The sequence below is a fragment of the Sphingomonas cavernae genome (assembly GCF_003590775.1).
GTDB classification, from domain to species: Bacteria; Pseudomonadota; Alphaproteobacteria; order Sphingomonadales; family Sphingomonadaceae; genus Sphingobium_A; species Sphingobium_A cavernae.
Window position 1 is genome coordinate 894,662 of the sequence record NZ_QYUM01000003.1, and the last position, 18,989, is coordinate 913,650.

Here is an 18,989-nt window from a genome sequence, read left to right on the forward strand (position 1 = left end):
TCTGAGGTCGTAGATGAAAAATGGTATTTTGATCGCTTCGCTGTTGGTGGCTTTGGGCGGATGTGCTGGTTCTGAGGAACTGGGTCCTAAGTCGGTGACAGGGGCGGCAACCTCCCAGATCGTGGTTGCGCAGGCCGGAGAGTTGCCCCCGCCAGGGAAGACTGATTTGTTTGAGCAGGATCGCCCATATCTGATTGGCCCATTCGACAAGCTCATAATCGATGTTTTTGGCATTGAAGAGTTGAGCGAAAAGGAAGTGCAGACGGACGCTGGTGGCCGGATTTCCTTCCCCTTGGCCGGAGTGGTGGAGGCCGCCGGAAAAACGCCGGCGGAACTGGAAGACGTTCTCGAGGAGCGGCTGCGCGGAAGGTACGTGCGTGACCCGCAAGTTACCGTCAATCTCAAGGAAACCGTTAGCCAGGTGATAACCGTGGATGGTCAGGTGAGGGAGCCCGGCCTATATCCAGTAATCGGACGAATGACGCTGATGCGAGCAGTGGCCACGGCCAAGGGCACTGCCGAATTTGCGAAGATGGACGACGTCGTTGTCTTTCGGACGGTACAAGGCCAGAAAATGGCTGCCCTGTACAACCTAAAGGCCATACGTCGCGGCGTGTACGATGATCCCGAGGTGTTCGCGAACGACGTGGTTGTTGTCGGTGACTCGCAAGCCCGTCGCCTCTTTAAGGACGTGATGCAGATTGTTCCGCTTCTTACTACGCCGCTGGTAGTGGCGCTTCAAAACAACAACAACTGAGACCATTCTCGGGACGACTTTTAGAGAGATCGTTATGCTTCAATCTATTTCATCGGCCATTGAGTATCCACGGCCGACCAATTTTTCGGATGGGGCATCCGATGGTCCGCAGCATAATCTGACGCCACCCCTTCTCTTGCAGTATTGGCAAGTCGTATTGCGGTGGAAGTGGGTCATGGCCGGCATCGTATTGTCGGCGCTAGCGCTTGGTCTGGTCGTGACTCTTTTGATGGCTCCGAAATATACGGCGACGTCCAGGATCGAAATCAGTCGCGAGCAGAAGAAGGTGACAAATGTCGAAGGGCTGGAATCTGTTGATTCTGGTCGAGATTTGGAATTTTATCAGACCCAATATTCTCTGCTTTCGGCTAGATCACTTGCGGAACGAGTGTCTCGTTCTCTGAGATTGGCTTCCAACGATGCTTTTTTTGAAGCCCATAGTGTCACGACAGAAGATGCTTCATTGTTTTTTGATCGTGGCGGCCGGCCGCTTACGGCGATCGAGCGAGCTAAGCGAGAGAAGCTTGCGGTTGAGGTGTTGCTGAAAAATATCTCAATTGCACCGATCCGAAACTCGGCGCTGATTGATATCAGCTATACCAGTTCTTCGCCCGGGTTGTCGTCACAGGTCGCAAACGCATGGACGCAGCAGTTTATTGAATCGAGCATGGATCGACGTTTTGCGTCTACTGCCGATGCGCGCAGGTTCCTTGAAGAGCGATTGGACGACCTGCGAAGGCGCCTGGAGACATCGGAGCGCGACCTCGTCAACTATGCGTCGCGAAAAGGAATTGTCGCTCTTGGTAAATCGAAGAGCCTCGACGGCAGGACGGAAGTAGAACGAACGCTGGTCTCCAGCGATTTGGAGGCTTTGAATGATGCCCTCGCCAAGGCGACGGCCGACAGGTTCGCCGCCGAGAGCCGGATTCGTCAGAGGTCGGCAACGGGCGCGAATTCTGAGGCGTTGGGCAATGCTGCAATTTCGTCGTTGCGCGAGAGGCGCGCAGAGGTGGGATCAGAATATGCACGGTTGATGGTTCAGTTCGAGCCCAACTACCCTGCCGCTAAGGCGCTGGCTGAACAAATTCGGGCGCTGGATGGAAGTATCGCGCGCGAAGAGCTGCGCGTTCAGACAAGCCGCGATGTGGAATACCGCGAGGCGGTCTTGCGCGAGGCCAGCTTGCGACGCCAAGTGGATATGTTGAAAGGTCGCATGGACGCGCAGCAGCGCGATAGCATTCAATATAACATCTATCAGCGAGAAGCAGATACGAACAGGGAACTGTATGATGGACTGCTGCAGCGCTACAAGGAAATCGGTGTCGCGGGGGTAGGAGCCAATAATATCGCCATCGTCGATATTGCCAAGGTGCCGGACAAGCCTTCGGCCCCAAGGCTTTCTGTGAACTTGGCTTTGGCCCTGGTTCTCGGGCTCGGCTTGGCCGGTGTAGCGGCATTTGGGTTGGAACAGATTGACGAAGGGCTGCGTGATCCGGGGCAAGTAACTCGCCTTCTTCAGATACCGCTACTTGGAAGCGTCCCTGATGTAGAGGATGAGGATGCATTGGTCGCGCTCAACGATGCCAAGTCAAATCTTTCCGAATCGTATTTGAGCATCCGTTCTAATTTGGCCTTCTCGACCGATCACGGCGTGCCGCGGGCAATCATGGTTACAAGCACCAGGCCCGCGGAGGGAAAGAGTACGACAAGCCTGGCGCTCGCAACGGTATTTGGACGTACAGGCAAAAAGGTACTCATCGTGGATGCGGATATGCGTTCGCCTTCGCTCCACACATTTGTTGCGATGGACAACAAACAGGGCCTTAGCAATTTTCTTGCTGGCGACGACGATTGGCGCCAGCTCGTCGCGTCGGACGTTGCAAAGGGACTGAGTCTGATGGCGGCTGGCCCAACGCCGCCTAGCGCAGCTGAACTGCTGAGCAGCGACAGAATGACTGTGCTGATTGGCCAGTTGCTCGAGCACTTCGATCACGTGGTTATCGATGCGCCGCCCATTTTGGGCCTCGCGGACGCGCCGTTGCTTTCGCGCGCTGTCGAGGGCTGCATCTTTGTGATCGAGGCTGACGGCGTAGCCGTTCGTGGAATCAAGGCCTCGCTGGATCGACTTAAGTCGGTGCAGGCGCATATATTCGGCGCCGTCCTGACCAAGTTGAAAAAGCGGGAGGCCGGCTACGGCTATGGCTACGGCTATGGCTATGGCTATGGGAGCAACTTAGAGCGAACCGGTAGCTCGTAATGAGCAGGTATTCGCTTTCCAGCTTGTCCGGGATTCGTGCGGTTGGTGCGGTTTTGTGCGTTGTCGTCGCCGGCTGCGCTGCCATCGACGCGTTGGGACACGTTACTAGGCGAACTAAGCCGGAACTTGCGCTTACAGGACCGACATGGGACGGCTTTTCGGTCGGCTTCGCGGCGAGCCGGGAGCTCTTGGTGGCGGGATCCCGAACGAACTCAGGGCGGATGGCCCAGCTTGCAAGAGCCTCGATCAACGCCGAGCCAATCAACCCCGTGGCCGTCAGATTGTTGGGATTGGTCGAGGAGGCGCGCAATGATCGATTGGCGCTAGCCCGAATGCGTCTTGCCGAAAGGCTATCCCGCCGAGAGTTGACAACCCAACTTTGGTTGATGGAGCGCGCGACGCAATCAAACGATCTCGACGGTGCATTGCGCCATTATGATACCGCGTTGAGAACCGGTCCCGCGAGCCATGCAATTCTATTTCCGATCCTCGCACGGGCATTGGACGATGATCAGATAAGGGCGCACCTGGCAGTGCGCTTGCGCCGCAACCCGCCTTGGCTTGCGTTGTTCGTTGAGCACGTACTGACAAATCGCCAGCACATGGCAAACTTGGCCCGCACGTTTGTGCTGGCCGGCACAACTCCACCGGAACCAGGTTTTGAATTGTTATCGTCAGCGATGTTGGAGGTGCTGGTCGATCAGAGGCAATTTGAAGTTGCGAGGGAATTTCTGGCGATACTCCCTCGCAGTCATGCCAGGGCGGCGTCATCGATGGGATTCAATGAGGCTTCCACTGACGCCCGCTTTCGTCCCTTTACTTGGGATCCGTTGACCGGCTCAGCTGTAGGGGCCGAGTTTGAGGAAGGCGGCAAAGCGCTTAGGGCATTTGCTGGATCGGGTGAGCGGGCAGTCATTATGCGACGATACGTGGCACTGCCGCCGGCCACCTATGAGTTTGCAGTTCGAGAAGAACCGGTCGAAGCCGGGCCAGACGCGACCCGGGTGTGGAAAGTCGATTGCGCGATGCGGGGTTCCGATCTCGCACTCGCTAAGGTCGACGGATCGCTCGCAAGAGAGCCAAGGACGACGCGGTTCACGTTCATTGTTCGGCCAGGGTGCACTTATCAGCGGATTAGTCTGGAAGTCGCCGGCGGAAGTGATCAGTTGGGATTGTCTCTTTTGGCGCGAGATCTCAGTATAAAGCCTCAAAACGTTCGCAAATAATCTGATTGCGAAATACTGATCTTAGTAATTTTAGCTAAGGCTGTTCATCTTGATCTGGAAGCGCCCCGTTTTTTTGAGTACGGTTAGTTTGGTGGCTGTACGATTTTTGGGCGTTGGGGCGCGTTATTTTGGACTTTTGACGCTCGCTAGCATCGTTCCGGCTGCGCAGTTTGCGTCTTACGCATTGGCATTCATTGTTGCAGAATTTGCACGTTGCTTGGCCGATGGTGGCGTTGATACTGTCTATTTAAGAAGGGCGGAAGCGCTGGAACCGGACGAACGCGTCCGAGTGGCCCGCCGCGCTATGCTTTTGAAATTAATGCATGGTTTGATGACGGCGGTCGGCGTGATCATCATATTAAATTCTTTGCATGGCGTAAATTTACTCATGCTGTTTATTGGATTGCAATTTTTTCCGCAATCGTTGCTGCAGCTTACTCTCAATGTTCGTCAAGTTGACAATAAAGCGCATGAAATCGTAGGAATTATTGGTGCAGTTTACGTTACTGCGATGGCAATGGCCGTACTATCTCACTTTGGGTTTCCTACAGGTAAATGGTGTCTTCCGTACATTGCAGTTGCAGAGCTAATCTGTGCGGCAATTTTTTTTCGTGTACGTCTTATATTTCGCATTAATGATTTGCGGGTCGCGTACAAAGTATTTTTCCCCCAAGCGCTACCAGTGCTAGGGCTCGCACTTCTTGCTTATGCGAATACGCGCACAGACGCATTGCTTGTTTCAAAGCTCATGAGTCCCGACGTCGCAGGAAAGTACATGTACCTTGCGCGGTGGGTGGATTTTGTTCCGATGCTTATTGGTGGTGTCGCACTACCATTGGTGGGTAAGATCCCTTCAATCAGGGCGAAGGGGTATTGGTACTTCGGCGCCCTGTTCGCCGTTGCGACAGCCTGGATACCTTTCGCCATTGCTCAACTCGTTGTCTGGTTCAATCCGGCTTACGCACCGGCGGATGGCCTTCAGTGGATATTGGCAACGATTGCGGGGGTCCGGGCCATGTTGACCGTAACCACCGTGCTTCTGCTGTCCGTCTGGAGGGATGGCTGGCTGTTCAGGATAGCGATATGCACATCCATCACCATTCCCCTTGTGGGATGGCAACTTGGTTCTGCCTTTGGCGCCGTGGGCGTCGCGGGCACAGTTCTCGCTGTGGAAGCGTCAAATTTATTGTGCCAAATATGGCTACTGTTAAGGCTTCGCGATGCTCGACAAAATTGAGACCTCTCCTTCGACGCTGACCAGTGATGATTGGCGCCGTGAGGTGTATGAGAAATATCATAGCTGGAAGGGGTGGGATGTCGGAACTGCTGCCCGCGATGCCGAAATCGCGTTGCGCGAGGTGCGCCGTGCGGGTGGACAGGCTCCTTCCGAGCTGCTTGAAATAGGCTATGGTGATGGCGCCTTCTTAAGACGGGCTGCTGCTCGTGGCTTTCGCTGCTCCGGCGTCGAACTCGACGATAGTTTATGCCCGGAATTGTGTGCGAGCGGCATTGATGCGCGCGCTGGATCAATCAGTCAGTTCGGCGATGGGCAATTTGATTTGGTCGTAGCATTTGACGTGTTTGAGCACATGGAAATGGCTGAACTGCTCGATGTTCTCAAGATGACGCAAAGAAAAATGAAATATGGCGGCCTGTTGATAGCTCGATTTCCAAATATGGCAAGTCCATTCGGCGTGATCAATCAATATGGTGACGTGACACATTGCACAACACTTTCGCCGAAAGGTTACCTTCAATTGGCAAACGTTGCTCAACTGGAGCTCGTTTCTATCTCAAACGCGCTTACAAACTGGCATGATTTGGGGATATTGAAGTTTATGATGAAGCCTTTGGCTATAGCAGTTCGGCGATGTGTGGAGTTGGCGTTGGGCTTTGCTTATTATGGCGCCAAGGTGCCGCTCGATCCCGAAGTCACTGTTGTTGTTGAGAAGAGAAAATAGCGGATTATTGGTTATGTTAAACAAAGAACTGATTTTAATAGCGGATTTTTTCGGCTCAATAAAGAAAAGAGGCATCCCCGCTTACGTGAGGGATGTTGACATTATTGGCAGGGAGCTTTGTGTTGTTCGAACCCTGAGGGCGCCACTATGGGTAGGAAGGCTTCCTGATTGGGCGCAGAATATACTTATGGTTATTCATGAACAATTTGTAGTTCCCATGTATTTCTTATTACTCCGTCCAAGCGTAACCATATTTCCATATAATTCGTGCTCATTTGTTCTTTCACTATCGAGGCGAGTGGTTTGTATAGTTCACGATCTCATTCCCTATAAATCGACGCATAGAAAATCTAAATTTTCCTTTTGCTACGTGGCATGTACATCGGCATGGCATGCCCGCCTTGGGAGAACGTTTGGGGTTGTTTCTCCTTATATGATGCGCGTGCTGCAATCTGTGCCTAAATTTTCGCGAAGTCGGATCGTGTACATCCCAAATTGCTTCACCAGCATAGAAGCAGAATTTTCTCGCTCCTTGGTTTTGAACGACGATGCTTCAGATCTTCGGGTTCTGCTTGTCTCTGGCGTGGGGCCAAATAAGGACTTCAATTCGGCGCTCCGAATGATGAGCGCGCTGGCAAAGGATAGCCGACTGGATAAGGTTGAGATTGACGTTGTCGGCTTTGGTGACGCTTCGGAGCGTGCCATGAAGCTAATCGCGGACTTTGGGCAAGCGGGCATGAAATTGCCTGAAATCCGGGTACATGGCCTCTTGCCTCAAGAGCAGTTGGTGCGCCTTTTTCAGGCAAGCAAGGTGACTTGGGTCCATTCACGGGCAGAGGGTTTTGGTCGGGTTGTGGTTGAAGGCAGATTGGCTGGCCGACCGGTGGTGATGAGTCGATTGCCTGTATTCGGCGCACTTAAGGATGATTGGACGTACTCGTACGCCAACGACGACGTCGATGAATTCTGTGAGAATATGGCTGCGGCTATTAAACTCGGCGGCGTTTCTGTTCCGTACTCGAAGATCGATAGATTGAAGAGAGAGGCGAGGTCTGGCCTCTTTAAACTTCTGAACTAGAATTGCACTTTTTCGAAATTATAGAAATGCACACAAATGGAAAAAATTTTTCATAAAAAACGTCAGAATCCTGTCGAGATATTTGCAGTATTCATTGGCGCATCGGTTTTTTCCACTTTCGTGGCTATTGGGTATATGTCAGCAGCTAACGCGATTCTGACTGCCTTTTCATATGCTGTTTTGATCCAGTTTCTATTCGTGATCCGTGTTGTTTTTTCGACCGGCTGGTTGTTTGTCATTGCTTATATTTTTCATGCTATTTTTATTGGCGTGGCTGGTTTGAGTGTCGGTATGGGCTGGACAGACGTGCCCGCATATTTGCCTTACGGCGAGCTCGCTGGGCCTGCACTGATCGCTCAATACGCGTTGGGCATGTGTGCTATACGATCCAGGGAGATAGCGCCGCAGTATGAAATTAGTCGCAGTGCGCTGCTGCCAGCTGTGGCTATTTGCTCCGTGGCCGCCTTGGTAAAGTACTACTATTATTATGAAGCGGTCGGGTCTCTCGGTGGCTATCTCTCAATTTATACGGAGGGAGATACTATAAGGGACGCAAGTCCTGCAATAGTGAGGCTATTGGCGGCCGCGGCTCCGTTGGTTGGTCTGTTGGCGATAACGCAAAAGGGAGTGCCATATTGGGCCCGGGGGTTGGGGCTTTTCGCCATCGCCCTCGAGGTTATCATTGGAATCAGATCTCGCCCGGTTTTTCTCATTGCTTGTGCGTTTGTGCTTATCCAGCATTCCATGAAGCTGGGCGTCCGGCAGAGAATTATGGTGATGGTGGGTGTGCCTTTGGCTGCTGCGTTCGTCGCGTTCATCGGCTACGCGCGCGAGTCTTGGGATGTGTCAGCTATTGATTACCTGATTGTGACGTCCTCTTCACTTTTCAGTTCATTTGATGCTGCAGTTCTGGGATCGGATCAGACTAGGCGGCGTGGACGAATTGGTTGACGTGGACGGTGTGGGTTGATTCAAGGCTGCCTTTTGGAGGCAGGTTTGAGCCGGGGCGATCTGAGCGAAGCAGAATGGCGCGTTCTGAAGGGTCTGCTGCCGATCGAGCCAGAGAACCGAGGGCGCGGCCGCAGGCCTGAGCAGAATCTCTCGATAGTCAACGGCATACTCTGGCGGCTGCGCTGTGGGACTGCTTGGCGCGATGTCCCGCCAAAATACGGCAATTGGAACACGATCTACCGGCGGTTCCGTCGTTGGAGCGAGGCCGGGGTCTGGGAGGCCGTGTCGGTGACGCTTGCCGAGATCATGGCCGACACCGGACACTACAGCATCGACAGCACCACCCTTCGCGCCCATGTCTCGGCAGCGGGCGGAAAAGGGGGACTTGTCGACGCGCTCTTGGCCGCTCGCGGGGCGGGTTCACCAGTAAGCTTCACTGTCTGGCTGATGCCCGAGGACGCCCCGTCGCCTTCCACCTGACTGGTGGTGAAGCCGCCGACTGCACGGCCTATGACACGCTGATCCGCCTGCCGGACCGCGCTCCGGCGGCTCTGCTGGCCGACAAAGGCTACGACACCAACGCCATTCGCGCCGATCTCGCGAGCCGCAGCATACAGGCTGTCATCCCGGCGCGCTCCAATCGCCGAGAAAGGATCGAGCACGATCGGCAGCTCTACAGGCAGCGAAACGGCATTGAGCGAATGTTCGGCAAGCTGAAAATCAATCGTGCCGTCGCCACCCGCTACGATCAAACGCCCTCAAGTTTCCTCGGCATGGTCCATCTCGCTGCCATCCGGCTTTGGATCAAATTCGTCCACGCCGCCTAGTGGGCGAATGTTGGTCTTCACGCAGTTGAAACCTTTGATTGTGCCGTCCGACTTAAATAGCATCGATACTGTGTCGAAATTGATTTCGTCTGTGTACATTTCGCGCGCATACGATCTTGGTTTTGGGCTGTCTTCATCGGCGTTGTTGGAAAGCCGCCTGATCTTTGGACCTGTATTGATAAGTCTGGCATATCCACTCTTGGCGGTCGCAATCTGCGCTCTTGCGCAACGCCTCGTGGAGTCCAAGGTGCCGCTGGCCTTTCTCGTGGGCGTCTGTGTGATGCCATTTGCTTTCTATATTTGGCGCGCCGAGTTGTGGCAGCTGGTTGTTCCACTGATAAAATCCTCACCGGTGGTCATCTTCATTTACGTGCTGGATGCTTTCGCAAAAAGATTTGCGCCCAAGGGGAAGGGCGCAAATGAGCGGCGGCCGAAAAACGCCAATATTATTGTGGAAGGACGCCGTTAATGTCTCTGTCGCGAAACCGGCCACGCGCGTTGGTGCTTACGCCAAGATTTCCTTATCCAGTTGTTGGTGGGGATAGACTCAGAATACACGAGATCTGCAAATCTCTTGCCGATGAATATTCTCTGACGCTTCTCTCGCTTTGCGAAACAGAGGAAGAGATGAATGGTGGGTTGGTCACGGACGCGTTGTTTGACAAAATTGAATGTGTGATGCTTCCGAGATATCGTTCATATTTGAACGTAATGCTTAGTATTCCTACCCGTATTCCATTGCAGATCGCATATTATCAATCATCAGTATTCGCGAAGCGGGCGAGGGTGCTTGCTGAGGAGCATGATATTTGTGTGGCGCATCTTATTCGTGCGGGGCACTATATCAAGGAGATGAAGCATATTCCGACGATTCTGGAAATGACCGACGCGATTTCACTCAATTATAAACGCGTTCGTTCTGTGAGGTCATTGAGCTTAAAGGCGCTTATATATCGTTATGAGTTTGATCGATTGCATAAATACGAAACTGATGCAATTTCACAATTTTCGCTGGTGAATTTTACCTCTGCAGAAGACGCAAGATTTTTGTGCGGGAACGAAATTCCAAGTCATGTGAAAGTTACGCCAAACGGCGTAAATACAATAGATTTGAATTTTGTGAACAGAGTGAATTGTAAAAATGTCGGAGTTTTCATTGGCAATATGAATACGGTTCAGAACATGGACGCTTGTATTCATTTTATTGAAGATATCATGCCAAATTTACGAGAGGACGATTTGGCTGAATTTAGGGTTGTGGGGCGTATTAGCGACAGCGGGCGAGCCAAGCTCTGTGGCTATGAACGTGTGACAGTTACAGGCGAGGTGCCGTCTATTCCAGAAGTTGTCGCCGATGCAAAGTTTGGAATTTGTTCCGTGAGGTTGGGGGCTGGCATCCAGAACAAAGTCCTTGAATATATGGCACTGGGATTGCCGGTGGTAACTTCGCGCGTGGGCTATGAGGGCCTTGCGGCTCGAGAGGGAAGCGATCTGCTTGTCGCATCTGAGCCAGCGGAATTTGCAAATATGGTAAGGCGTTTGGCCGAAGATCCACTATTGTATGAAGCTCTGGGCCGAAACGGTCGGGCCTATGTTGAGCAGAACCACAATTGGGAAGCAAATCTTGCGCCATTCGTGGCAGGTGTACGAGAAGTCCGGGGGACAAACTCCGAACAGTTGAATGTTTGCAGCGACCGATTGCAAGCATCGTAAACCAACACCAGAGTAACCAGAATAGCGGCGAGCGAGTGCGGTGTTGACGTTGACGGCAGGTTGCGCCGCTACGGCGTCTGGGCTTGTGGCTGGATCCGGAGCGGCAGAGTCCATTTTGCCTGACCTCGTTGGCTGCGAGTCTGATCGGCTATAGCGCTTCCATCCTACGGCCTCTTTCCCCGGCCAGAGAATGGCTGGTCTTGAGCGCGCTTGGCGGATCGGTGGGCCAGATCATGATGCTCTCGGCGCCTGAATCGCGCCGTAAGCGACGTTCGCTCCTCACCTTGTTTGCCTGCGTGATTGAGGCAGACACGGGGTATGGACGACGACGCGCTTACGACCGCACTGGACGCTCGCACTGGAGTTGGTCTGGAGCCGGTCCGGCGTCTCGAGGTGCTCAGCACGATGGCCGGTCGGCGGCGATCCTGGAGCTTGGAGCAGAAGCTAGCGATCGTCGCGGAGGCGCAGCATTGTGATAAACTTTACGGCGCTTGCTCGGCTGTACGATATCCGGACCTCCCAACTCTACCTGGCGCCGTGAGCTTCGTTACGCATTGGAAGCAAAGCATGGCTCGACGGAGGCGGAGCCGATGTTCGTACCGGTCGCCGCCGATGGTGCGCGGCGAGGCGATGTCGCGATCGAAGTTGAGATCGACGGCGCCGTGGTCCGGATTTCGCGAACGGCCAAGGCTGATCTCGCCGCTGCCGTAGTGCAAGCCCTTCGGTCCAAGCAATGATCGGACCTGGTGCTGGGGCGCGCGTGACGGTGGCGACGCGCCCGGTCGATTTCCGCAAGGGGCCTGACGCGCGGGTCGCGCTGGTTGGCGCCGAGTACGGCGGCGATCCCTATTCGGGCGTGATCTACGTGTTTCGGGCCAACGGATCAAGCTGATCTGGTGGGACGGAACCGGCCTGTGCCTGATGGTCAAGAAGCTCGAGTCCGGTGGCGTCAAGTGGCCGGGCATCCAGGATGGCGTAATGCGTCTGACGGCGGCGCAACTTGGTGCGTTGCTGGAGGGTCTGGACTGGCGCCGGGTGCATGGCGGCCGTCGCCCGATTGCCCCGCAGATTGCCGGTTGACGGGGCTTCCTTGTGTTGATTCACTCGTGCCATGCTCATGGAAGCGGACCTGCCCGAAGACATCGAAGCGTTGCGTGCATTCGCCCTAGAGCATTTTCATGATGGGCGGAATCGTTGGGGATTCCCATTGAGTTGATCGTGTGATTCATAGGACGCCGTTACGAAGGAGGCGGCGATGGGTTGGCGATCGGGTCAGAGTTATTCGCAGGATTTGCGGGATCGGGTGATTGCGGCGGTCGATGGCGGGCAATCCGCCCGGCAGGTTGCGGTGACCTTTGGGGTGAGTATTGCCTATATCTACACGCGAGGTGCCAACCGGCCACACCGTTACCAATTGTCATGGCAGTGCACGCACACATTTGTATAAACAACATCACACGATCCATTGATCGCACTTCGGAGCACATCAAGGATTGCACCTCGGCGCAAGCGACGCCTCTTTCCTGGCCCAAAGCTTCAGGCTAACAAGCAGCCTGCCCCGATGCACGCGCCTCAGGTCATTCGAAAAGATGCTCGTCATGATCCCTCCGTTGCCCCCTCATACCAAGTGCCACCGAGACCTAGGAGCAACCGTCATCGATAGCGCCGATGCGCAACCGCATCTGGAAGCAAAGATCGTCACATTTTTGCGATTGGCGTTTTCCTAAAACGTCCATTTTAACCACCGATAACTTACGAATTCATAATACTGATTTTATATATAAATCTATTACTTTCAGATCGCGCAACCACGCAACAAGGAGTGCATAAGTGGGAAGATCTCTTGGAAGAGTATTGCGAGCAGCATTTCAGCCGTTGCATTGGTATACGATTTTTAAAACGTTTAAGATTTGCAAAAACCCTGCACAATATCTTTTGCGATACGTGCTTGACCTAGGAAAATACCCTTGGGATCTTCACTTTAGAACTCCAACCGGAGATCATTCTATTAAGATAAATATCTTTGAAGATCTCTTTACATTTAATGAAATTTTCATTTGGGAAGTATATAAAAATTCAAAAAAAGAAAGTGTATTCGTTGACATTGGAGGCAATATTGGTCTCTCTTCCTTATACTTCCTTACACGTTGCGTTAACACGCGCGGCGTACTCATTGAACCTCTTCAAGGAAATATTGACCGGGCAATTGCGCAGCTTGCGAGTTTTGAGGGAAGAATTCAGTTTATGCATTCCGCGGTTTCAGATGCGACTGGCGTTCTGGAAATTGGCGTAGAGCCAACCGGCCGCTATTCGGGCGTCGATTGCCTGGAAACAGGGATGCGCCAAGTAGTACCGGCGGTTGGGATTAATGAATTAATTGAAACAACGGCCTCAACTCTTGGCCAGATCAGCACTATTAAAATCGATTGCGAGGGAGCCGAGCAGGCATTTATGCCTGTCATTAGAGAAAATAATCTGATGAACGTGCATCGCTTCGTGATTGAATCGCTACCAATCAAAGATAAAAATCTACTGGATTCTGGATTTACTAAAAAAATCGTATTTGATGACGGCATTGGAGGAGTTTTTGAGTATTCTCGACAAGTTTAGAAAACTTGACTATCGACTTGAAGCGCCCCGCTTACGCGGTTTAAAGTAAATACGATAGGGCGGCAGGCAATGCAGTAATGCGCAGGCCGCCTCTATTCCCCTACGAATTTCGAGCCATCGCGCTTCGACAGAGTACCCATGATTGACGGTGTCACCAAGCGACAGTTCGGCGACGAGCACTGCTGAACGGCGGCGCCATGACTGCCCAGATGGTTGGCGCATTCGACAATATGGGGAGCCATCGTAACTGAGAGGCCGACCGCCCCCCCCTTCTCCGACGACTATCGTGCTCGCTCGATCAGGGGTTGCTCGCAATAGCTGCGCCCGGCAATGCCGCCACCCCAGGCGCGCCTACGGCCAAGTCTCGTCAATGAAAACGAGACAATCGGACCGAGGATTGAGCCGCCCTCGACCATCGCGGGCGTCGATTTGCACGCCTGTTCAGCCCGTAAGCCGATTTCATGCCGCGGCGACGGCTCAGAGCGACAAAGCGCAGAATGCGGCCCCCAAGCACCTCCACCCGCGGCCGCGCCGGGCGGTGAAGACCTCAGGAAGATCTTCCCGCAAAATCGGCCAGAAGCTCGCATTACGGCTTCCGTCCGGAGAATCCCCAATTGACGATAGTGCCGGGAGCGCTTGCCTGAGAGTCTCGGTAACGATACGCTTTGGCCATCATGATGAACAGCTTTTCAAATTGAAACACAGTAGATCAAATTTCCATACTACAAATGATTAAGTAATTTATTCATAATGTTATGACACGCTTAAATAAAATATTCAAATAGATTAAAGAAAATAGAATGCCATTTAATAAATATTACCATGCATTTAAAAATTTGATCAAAGACATCGTATGTCAGGAGGATATATGCTGCAAAACTCGATCGGAGAAATACTTAAATATATAGCTTTTAGGTATACGAATCTTGGCGCTCCATCATATAATTATTGCGTCGACCCCATTGAGCTTTCTACACTTATTAACGAAATAGAGCGCCTCAAGGATGCCGATGGATGTATAATTGAAGTTGGCGTAGCGCGAGGAATGACAACAAAATTTTTGTGTGAACATATAATGCGCGAAGGATTAAATGAAACCTACTACGCAATAGATACATTTAGTTCATTTACATCCGAAGACATCGACCATGAGGTGAATATACGAAAAAAATGTCATAATGACTTTAATGGATTTCGCTATAATGACTTCAAAACATGGGTAAATAATTTTAAAAACTACGATTTCGTTATACCCGTTAAGGCTGACTGTTCAAAATTTAAATACAAAGACATAAAGCCTATAAAATTGGCCTTTTTGGATGTCGATTTATACTTACCAACACGCAATGCTCTTGCCGCCATATTTTCGGCGCTTGTTGAAGGCGGGGTCATCATAGTGGACGACGTCGCCCCGAATGAACGATATGATGGCGCCTACCAAGCATATATGGAGTTTTGTGACGCGAACGGATTACAGCCAGTTCGTGTCGGGAAAAGATGCGGAATAATTAGGAAAGAGTCTGGTGCGCTTCGCTAAAACATGACGGATTTTGAGCAAGTCCGGCTGAAAGGAGTCGGATTGTATGAAGCGCGGAGCACGCTCAGGAAAGGGCGGAACATCGCGGTCTCAAAGAACAGGAAATGGGTATGGCGACAGCGGCCCAACGTTGCGCCACTGGCGCTTGGGAACATAGGCCGGGCTCGGTCTCTCCCAGTTGAATATGGGCTGGGGGAAGGCGCCGCTGGTCACATCCGCAACGGCGGCACCGCTCGCTTTGGTGACATGAAATCGATTGCGCCTATATCTGTCTGCAGCCGATAGCGTCAGTCGCTGAGTTCCGAGGGGTTTTTTGGTGAGCCGTGCTGGATTCGAACCAGCGACCTACTGATTAAAAGTCAGTTGCTCTACCGACTGAGCTAACGGCCCTCACCAAGGCGGTTTCCCTAGGAGGGGAGCAGCGCGCGGTCAACGGGGTTCTGCGCTCGAGCCTATAAAGATGGTGGCGGACGCTGAGGCCTGCCAGCGGATCGCGCCAGTCGGGAGCGATTTCGGCGAGCGGCCTGAGCACGAAGCCTCGGTCGCGGAAATGGCGATGGGGGATGCCCAGGCCGGGTGAAGCCCAGATGCCGCCCGACCACAGCACGATATCGAGATCGAGCACGCGCGCGGCCCAGCGTTGCGCTGGACGGCGGCCAAAGGCGCGTTCGATGCGTTTCAGCCGGGCGAGCAGGGCAGGGGGCGTGTCGCCGCACTCCACGATCGCGGCGGCATTGGCATAGCGCCTGCGCGACGGGCCGATCGGGGCGGTCTCAAAAGTCGCGGACAGTGCACGGATCGCTACCCCCTCGGCCTCGATCTCGGCGAGCGCAGCGGCGATGACCGCCCGTGGCGCGCCATAGCGGCCATGGCGCTTGTTGGAACCGAGCGCGATGGCATAGGTTGAAACCGACATGATCTGGCGCCTATCCCGATCGCATGTTCATTGAAAGCCCTATCCCCCAAAGCGAGCCGCCACACGACTGTCCACTCTGCCCAAGGCTGGTCGCGCTGCGCCAGGCGCTGCGCGTCGAGCACCCCGACTGGTGGAACGCGCCGATTCCCGCATTCGGGGATCCGCAGGCATGGCTCGCGATCGTCGGGCTTGCGCCGGGCAAGCACGGCGCCAACCGCACAAGCCGACCGTTCACGGGCGATTATGCCGGAGATCTGCTGTTCGCGACGCTCGACAAGTTCGGGCTGCTCGAGGGGCGCTATGATGCGCGCGCCGACGACGGCGTCCGGCTGAAGGGTGCGATCATTATCAATGCGGTCAAATGCCTGCCGCCCGAAAACAAGCCGACGCCCGAGGAGATCCGGACCTGCCGCCCCTTCCTCAAACGCTCGCGGGAAATGTTGCCGAGCGCGCGGGTGTTCATTGCGCTCGGGCAGATCGCGCACCAGTCGACGGTGAAGGTGCTCGGCGGGAGGCTGCCCAAGGCCCCGTTCGCGCATCTTGCCGAACACCCAATGCCCGGCGGTGAGGTGGTGCTCGATAGCTATCATTGCTCGCGCTACAACACCAACACGGGGCGGCTGACGCCCACGATGTTCCAGGCGGTGTTCGCGCGCGCGCTCGAACTCAAACCGTCTTGAGATAGTCGAGATAGGCGCCCTCGGGAGGGCCGTCGAGCGCGCCCATGACGGGCGCGAGCGCATCCTTGGGCAGATGTTCGCCCGCGGCCTTGTGCGCGTCGACCGTTTCCCATCGTTCAATGAAGACGAAACGGCGTTCATTGCCCACATCGCGGAGCAACTCCACCCCCTCGCTGCCGGGGATGCCCCGCACGGCGTCGGCGAGCTGCCGCAGAGCCGTTTCCAGAACTGCATCCTTGCCCTCGGCGGCGTGCATTACATAATGGCGCGCAACGGTCATGTTACTCTCCCTTGTCTGCGAGGTCAGATATCCTCGGCCAATCGGCCATAGAGATCGGGGCGGCGGTCGCGGAAGAAGCCCATGCCTGCACGGTGCTTGGACGCACGCGCGAGGTCAAGCGTCGCGACTATCGCGCCGGTGTCTTCCCGGCCAAGGCTCTGCTGATAGTCGCCCCACTCGTCGGCGATGAAGCTGTGACCGTAGAAAATCTGGCCATTTTCGTTGCCGATGCGGTTGGCGGCGACAATCGGAACGACGTTCGACACGCTGTGCCCCACCATCGCGCGTTGCCACATGCGGCTGGTGTCGAGTTCGGGATCATAGGGTTCGGAGCCGATCGCGGTGGGGTAGAAGAGCAGTTCGGCCCCCATCAACATCATCGCGCGCGCGCACTCGGGATACCACTGATCCCAGCAGATGCCGACGCCGATCGTTCCATAGCGCGTCTCCCACACCTTGAATCCCGTATTGCCGGGGCGGAAGTAGAATTTCTCTTCATAGCCGGGCCCGTCAGGGATGTGGCTCTTGCGATAGACGCCCATCACCTGGCCTTCGTCGTCGATCATCGCCAGGCTGTTATAATGATGCGGCCCGTCGCGCTCGAAGAAGCTGGTCGGGATATAGACCTTCAACTCGGCGGCGAGCTTCCCCATCGCCAGCACCGCGGGATGCTCGGCGGTCGGGCGTGCGCGCGCGAACAGCGCTTCGTCCTCGACCTGGCAGAAATAGGGACCTTCGAAGAGTTCGGGGGGGAGGATGATCTTCGCGCCACGCGCTGCGGCGTCGCGGACGAGATCCGAGACCGCGGCGATATTGGCGTCGATGTCGTCGGTGAGCGCGAGCTGCAATGCGGCGACGGTGATCTCGGTCATCGGGAAAACCTCTTCGGAAACGGTGCGCGCGACATAGAGGCCCGCGCCCGCGCGGCCAAGGGGGCGGCGCGGAAATGCGTACCCGGCCGGGCCGGGGCGGTGGCCTTAACTTCACTTAACTTCGCATTTTTCCCACAAGCGCGCATGTTGATTCGGCTTCCTCAAGGGGCGGGTCAAAATGTGACCGGAGGAAGCGTATCAAGAGCGGGATGTGTAGGACAGGGGTGCGGGTGGAAGTGCTATCGGATGGCTTGTTTTAAGGAAAGCTGCGGTTAGGTTTCTTCTGCGGACATGCCTTGAAATGCCGCTCAGAGCGTTTCAGCCCGTTTCCAAGCCGAGAAGTTCGGGGTGGGCAAAGCCCACCCCGCGCGTCTTACAGACCGTCAAGGCCCTTGCTGACCAGGATATTCACCGCAACGCGGCGGTTCTGTGCCTTGCCGTCGACGGTGTCATTGCTTGCCACCGGATCCGCTTCGGACATCCCTGTGGGGGTCAGCATGCGATAGGGTTTCCAGCCGCAGGCCTGCTGAAGATAATTGACGACGCGACCGGCGCGCTTGTCGCTCAGCTCCTGGTTGAATTCCTGGCTTCCCGTGGAATCGGTGTAGCCAACGACGAGCAGCAGAGCGTTATCCATCCCCTCGGCCTGGCTTGCCGCGGCGCAAAGATCGGCTTGCGCCTGTTCGGACAGCACCGCCTTGCCGGTGTCGAAGTTCACGTTCGTCGTGCCTTTGACATTGTACTGGTCGATATCACCCATGCGGCCGCGCAGCGCCTCCGTTGCCTCAGTCTGTTCGGCAAAGCGCTGGTCGGTGCCGTTATGGATCATCGACGCGGTCTTGAGGTCCTTGTTCTTGAGAACGATCTGGCTCGCCATCAGGTCGCCGCCGCCCTGCAATGTATCGACGGTGACGGGCAGGCCGTTGAGCAGCGATGTCGCGGCAAGCCTGCTGCGATTGAGGCCCAAAAACCCCCCGCTGGCCTTGATCCGGGTGCTGTCGTTGATGGCGATGATCGTCTTGGTGCCATCGGCGGACGTGACCTGCATTCTGTCGCCGCTGCGCGCAGAGATGATGCCTTCGATCTCTGGCCCTTCGGTCATCTCAGCCGCTTCAGGCGAAGACGTGTCAGATACAGTTCCCGAGAGACCGGCCTCGGGCTGGGCCTGCTCTTGCGCAGCCAGGCTGGCCGATGCTGTCCCGGCAAGCATGGCAAGCAACAAAAATACTCTTGGGCTTTTGGAAACGACATTCATTACGTTACTCCTTGTCAGCCCCCCCTCCATCTAGCTTCATTGAGATGTGCGGCATGTAGCCGCACCTGA

Annotated in this window: 17 protein-coding genes, 1 tRNA gene and 2 pseudogenes; 15 read left to right on the forward strand and 5 right to left on the reverse strand. The window is 54.7% G+C overall.

Annotation, left to right across the window (positions count from 1 at the left end):
- Nucleotides 1-13 precede the first annotated feature (13 nt).
- The 14 genes and pseudogenes from D3876_RS11885 to D3876_RS11955 all read left to right on the forward strand — a co-directional run bounded on the left by D3876_RS11885 (nt 14) and on the right by D3876_RS11955 (nt 14,917).
- On the forward strand, nt 14-757 hold the full coding sequence (locus tag D3876_RS11885; protein ID WP_119762434.1) for a polysaccharide biosynthesis/export family protein: 744 nt from the start codon (nt 14-16) through the stop codon (nt 755-757).
- A gap of 34 nt (nt 758-791) precedes the next feature.
- Nucleotides 792-3,014 carry a GumC family protein gene (locus D3876_RS11890; RefSeq protein WP_119762436.1) on the forward strand — a complete coding sequence of 741 codons (2,223 nt, stop codon included), beginning with the start codon at nt 792-794 and terminating at the stop codon, nt 3,012-3,014.
- Between the two features lie 221 nt (nt 3,015-3,235).
- On the forward strand, nt 3,236-4,240 hold the full coding sequence (locus D3876_RS11895; protein WP_147417655.1) for a hypothetical protein: 1,005 nt from the start codon (nt 3,236-3,238) through the stop codon (nt 4,238-4,240).
- 49 nt (nt 4,241-4,289) lie between these two features.
- A complete protein-coding gene (locus D3876_RS11900) occupies nt 4,290-5,477 on the forward strand; it encodes a lipopolysaccharide biosynthesis protein (RefSeq protein ID WP_182911993.1) in 1,188 nt (395 codons plus the stop codon).
- Nucleotides 5,461-6,201 carry a class I SAM-dependent methyltransferase gene (locus D3876_RS11905; protein WP_119762442.1) on the forward strand — a complete coding sequence of 247 codons (741 nt, stop codon included), beginning with the start codon at nt 5,461-5,463 and terminating at the stop codon, nt 6,199-6,201. Before D3876_RS11900 ends, D3876_RS11905 begins: the two co-directional genes overlap by 17 nt.
- Before the next feature lie 433 nt (nt 6,202-6,634).
- Nucleotides 6,635-7,279, forward strand: coding sequence for a glycosyltransferase (locus D3876_RS20505; protein ID WP_182911994.1), 645 nt, complete (start codon nt 6,635-6,637; stop codon nt 7,277-7,279).
- A 36-nt stretch (nt 7,280-7,315) separates the two neighbouring features.
- A complete protein-coding gene (locus D3876_RS11915; protein WP_119762446.1) occupies nt 7,316-8,230 on the forward strand; it encodes a hypothetical protein in 915 nt (304 codons plus the stop codon).
- 45 nt (nt 8,231-8,275) lie between these two features.
- Nucleotides 8,276-8,455 (forward strand): annotated as a pseudogene (locus D3876_RS20855) (transposase); the annotation flags it as partial.
- Between the two features lie 29 nt (nt 8,456-8,484).
- Nucleotides 8,485-9,057, forward strand: a complete 573-nt coding sequence (locus D3876_RS11920) for an IS5 family transposase (RefSeq protein WP_238475177.1) — start codon at nt 8,485-8,487, stop codon at nt 9,055-9,057.
- 7 nt (nt 9,058-9,064) lie between these two features.
- Nucleotides 9,065-9,526 carry a hypothetical protein gene (locus tag D3876_RS11925; RefSeq protein WP_119762448.1) on the forward strand — a complete coding sequence of 154 codons (462 nt, stop codon included), beginning with the start codon at nt 9,065-9,067 and terminating at the stop codon, nt 9,524-9,526.
- The gene (locus tag D3876_RS11930; RefSeq protein ID WP_220475461.1) at nt 9,526-10,770 is read left to right on the forward strand and encodes a glycosyltransferase; all 1,245 of its coding nucleotides are present in this window, start codon (nt 9,526-9,528) and stop codon (nt 10,768-10,770) included. Before D3876_RS11925 ends, D3876_RS11930 begins: the two co-directional genes overlap by 1 nt.
- A 733-nt stretch (nt 10,771-11,503) precedes the next feature.
- Nucleotides 11,504-11,850: pseudogene (tnpB, locus tag D3876_RS20860) on the forward strand (IS66 family insertion sequence element accessory protein TnpB).
- A gap of 750 nt (nt 11,851-12,600) precedes the next feature.
- Nucleotides 12,601-13,380, forward strand: coding sequence for an FkbM family methyltransferase (locus tag D3876_RS11950; protein WP_119762454.1), 780 nt, complete (start codon nt 12,601-12,603; stop codon nt 13,378-13,380).
- A gap of 868 nt (nt 13,381-14,248) precedes the next feature.
- Nucleotides 14,249-14,917: a TylF/MycF/NovP-related O-methyltransferase gene (locus D3876_RS11955; protein ID WP_182911996.1), complete on the forward strand. Its 669-nt coding sequence runs from the start codon at nt 14,249-14,251 to the stop codon at nt 14,915-14,917.
- A 314-nt stretch (nt 14,918-15,231) separates the two neighbouring features.
- Here D3876_RS11955 and D3876_RS11960 read toward each other — a convergent pair.
- Together D3876_RS11960 and folK are read right to left on the reverse strand one after the other, a co-directional pair.
- Nucleotides 15,232-15,307, reverse strand: a tRNA-Lys gene (locus tag D3876_RS11960).
- Entirely contained in the window at nt 15,270-15,833 is a 564-nt protein-coding gene (gene folK, locus D3876_RS11965) for a 2-amino-4-hydroxy-6-hydroxymethyldihydropteridine diphosphokinase (RefSeq protein WP_119763781.1), read from the reverse strand. The genes D3876_RS11960 and folK overlap by 38 nt, the downstream gene beginning before the upstream one ends.
- A 23-nt stretch (nt 15,834-15,856) precedes the next feature.
- On the opposite strand from folK, the gene D3876_RS11970 reads away from it, so the two are divergent.
- A complete protein-coding gene (locus tag D3876_RS11970; RefSeq protein WP_119762458.1) occupies nt 15,857-16,513 on the forward strand; it encodes a uracil-DNA glycosylase in 657 nt (218 codons plus the stop codon).
- Here the strand turns inward: D3876_RS11970 and D3876_RS11975 are convergent.
- From D3876_RS11975 to D3876_RS11985, 3 genes are all read right to left on the reverse strand, one after another.
- The gene (locus D3876_RS11975; RefSeq protein ID WP_119762460.1) at nt 16,500-16,793 is read right to left on the reverse strand and encodes a putative quinol monooxygenase; all 294 of its coding nucleotides are present in this window, start codon (nt 16,791-16,793) and stop codon (nt 16,500-16,502) included. The two genes, D3876_RS11970 and D3876_RS11975, sit on opposite strands and share 14 nt — an antisense overlap.
- Nucleotides 16,794-16,816: 23 nt before the next feature.
- Complete coding sequence (gene aguB, locus D3876_RS11980; RefSeq protein ID WP_119762462.1) at nt 16,817-17,665, reverse strand: N-carbamoylputrescine amidase; 849 nt, start codon at nt 17,663-17,665, stop codon at nt 16,817-16,819.
- 373 nt (nt 17,666-18,038) lie between these two features.
- Nucleotides 18,039-18,920 (reverse strand): OmpA family protein, encoded by an 882-nt coding sequence (locus D3876_RS11985; protein ID WP_119762464.1) that lies wholly within the window; start codon nt 18,918-18,920, stop codon nt 18,039-18,041.
- Nucleotides 18,921-18,989: the final 69 nt, after the last annotated feature.

Bases quoted from the DNA above. Each gene is read 5' to 3' on its own strand.
- D3876_RS11885 (WP_119762434.1), top strand. From the start codon at position 14: ATGAAAAATGGTATTTTGATCGCTTCGCTGTTGGTGGCTTTGGGCGGA.
- D3876_RS11890 (WP_119762436.1), top strand. From the start codon at position 792: ATGCTTCAATCTATTTCATCGGCCATTGAGTATCCACGGCCGACCAAT.
- D3876_RS11895 (WP_147417655.1), top strand. From the start codon at position 3,236: ATGGCCCAGCTTGCAAGAGCCTCGATCAACGCCGAGCCAATCAACCCC.
- D3876_RS11905 (WP_119762442.1), top strand. From the start codon at position 5,461: ATGCTCGACAAAATTGAGACCTCTCCTTCGACGCTGACCAGTGATGAT.
- D3876_RS20505 (WP_182911994.1), top strand. From the start codon at position 6,635: ATGATGCGCGTGCTGCAATCTGTGCCTAAATTTTCGCGAAGTCGGATC.
- D3876_RS11915 (WP_119762446.1), top strand. From the start codon at position 7,316: ATGGAAAAAATTTTTCATAAAAAACGTCAGAATCCTGTCGAGATATTT.
- D3876_RS11925 (WP_119762448.1), top strand. From the start codon at position 9,065: ATGTTGGTCTTCACGCAGTTGAAACCTTTGATTGTGCCGTCCGACTTA.
- D3876_RS11930 (WP_220475461.1), top strand. From the start codon at position 9,526: ATGTCTCTGTCGCGAAACCGGCCACGCGCGTTGGTGCTTACGCCAAGA.
- D3876_RS11955 (WP_182911996.1), top strand. From the start codon at position 14,249: ATGCTGCAAAACTCGATCGGAGAAATACTTAAATATATAGCTTTTAGG.
- folK (WP_119763781.1), bottom strand. From the start codon at position 15,833: ATGTCGGTTTCAACCTATGCCATCGCGCTCGGTTCCAACAAGCGCCAT.
- D3876_RS11970 (WP_119762458.1), top strand. From the start codon at position 15,857: ATGTTCATTGAAAGCCCTATCCCCCAAAGCGAGCCGCCACACGACTGT.
- D3876_RS11975 (WP_119762460.1), bottom strand. From the start codon at position 16,793: ATGACCGTTGCGCGCCATTATGTAATGCACGCCGCCGAGGGCAAGGAT.
- aguB (WP_119762462.1), bottom strand. From the start codon at position 17,665: ATGACCGAGATCACCGTCGCCGCATTGCAGCTCGCGCTCACCGACGAC.
- D3876_RS11985 (WP_119762464.1), bottom strand. From the start codon at position 18,920: ATGAATGTCGTTTCCAAAAGCCCAAGAGTATTTTTGTTGCTTGCCATG.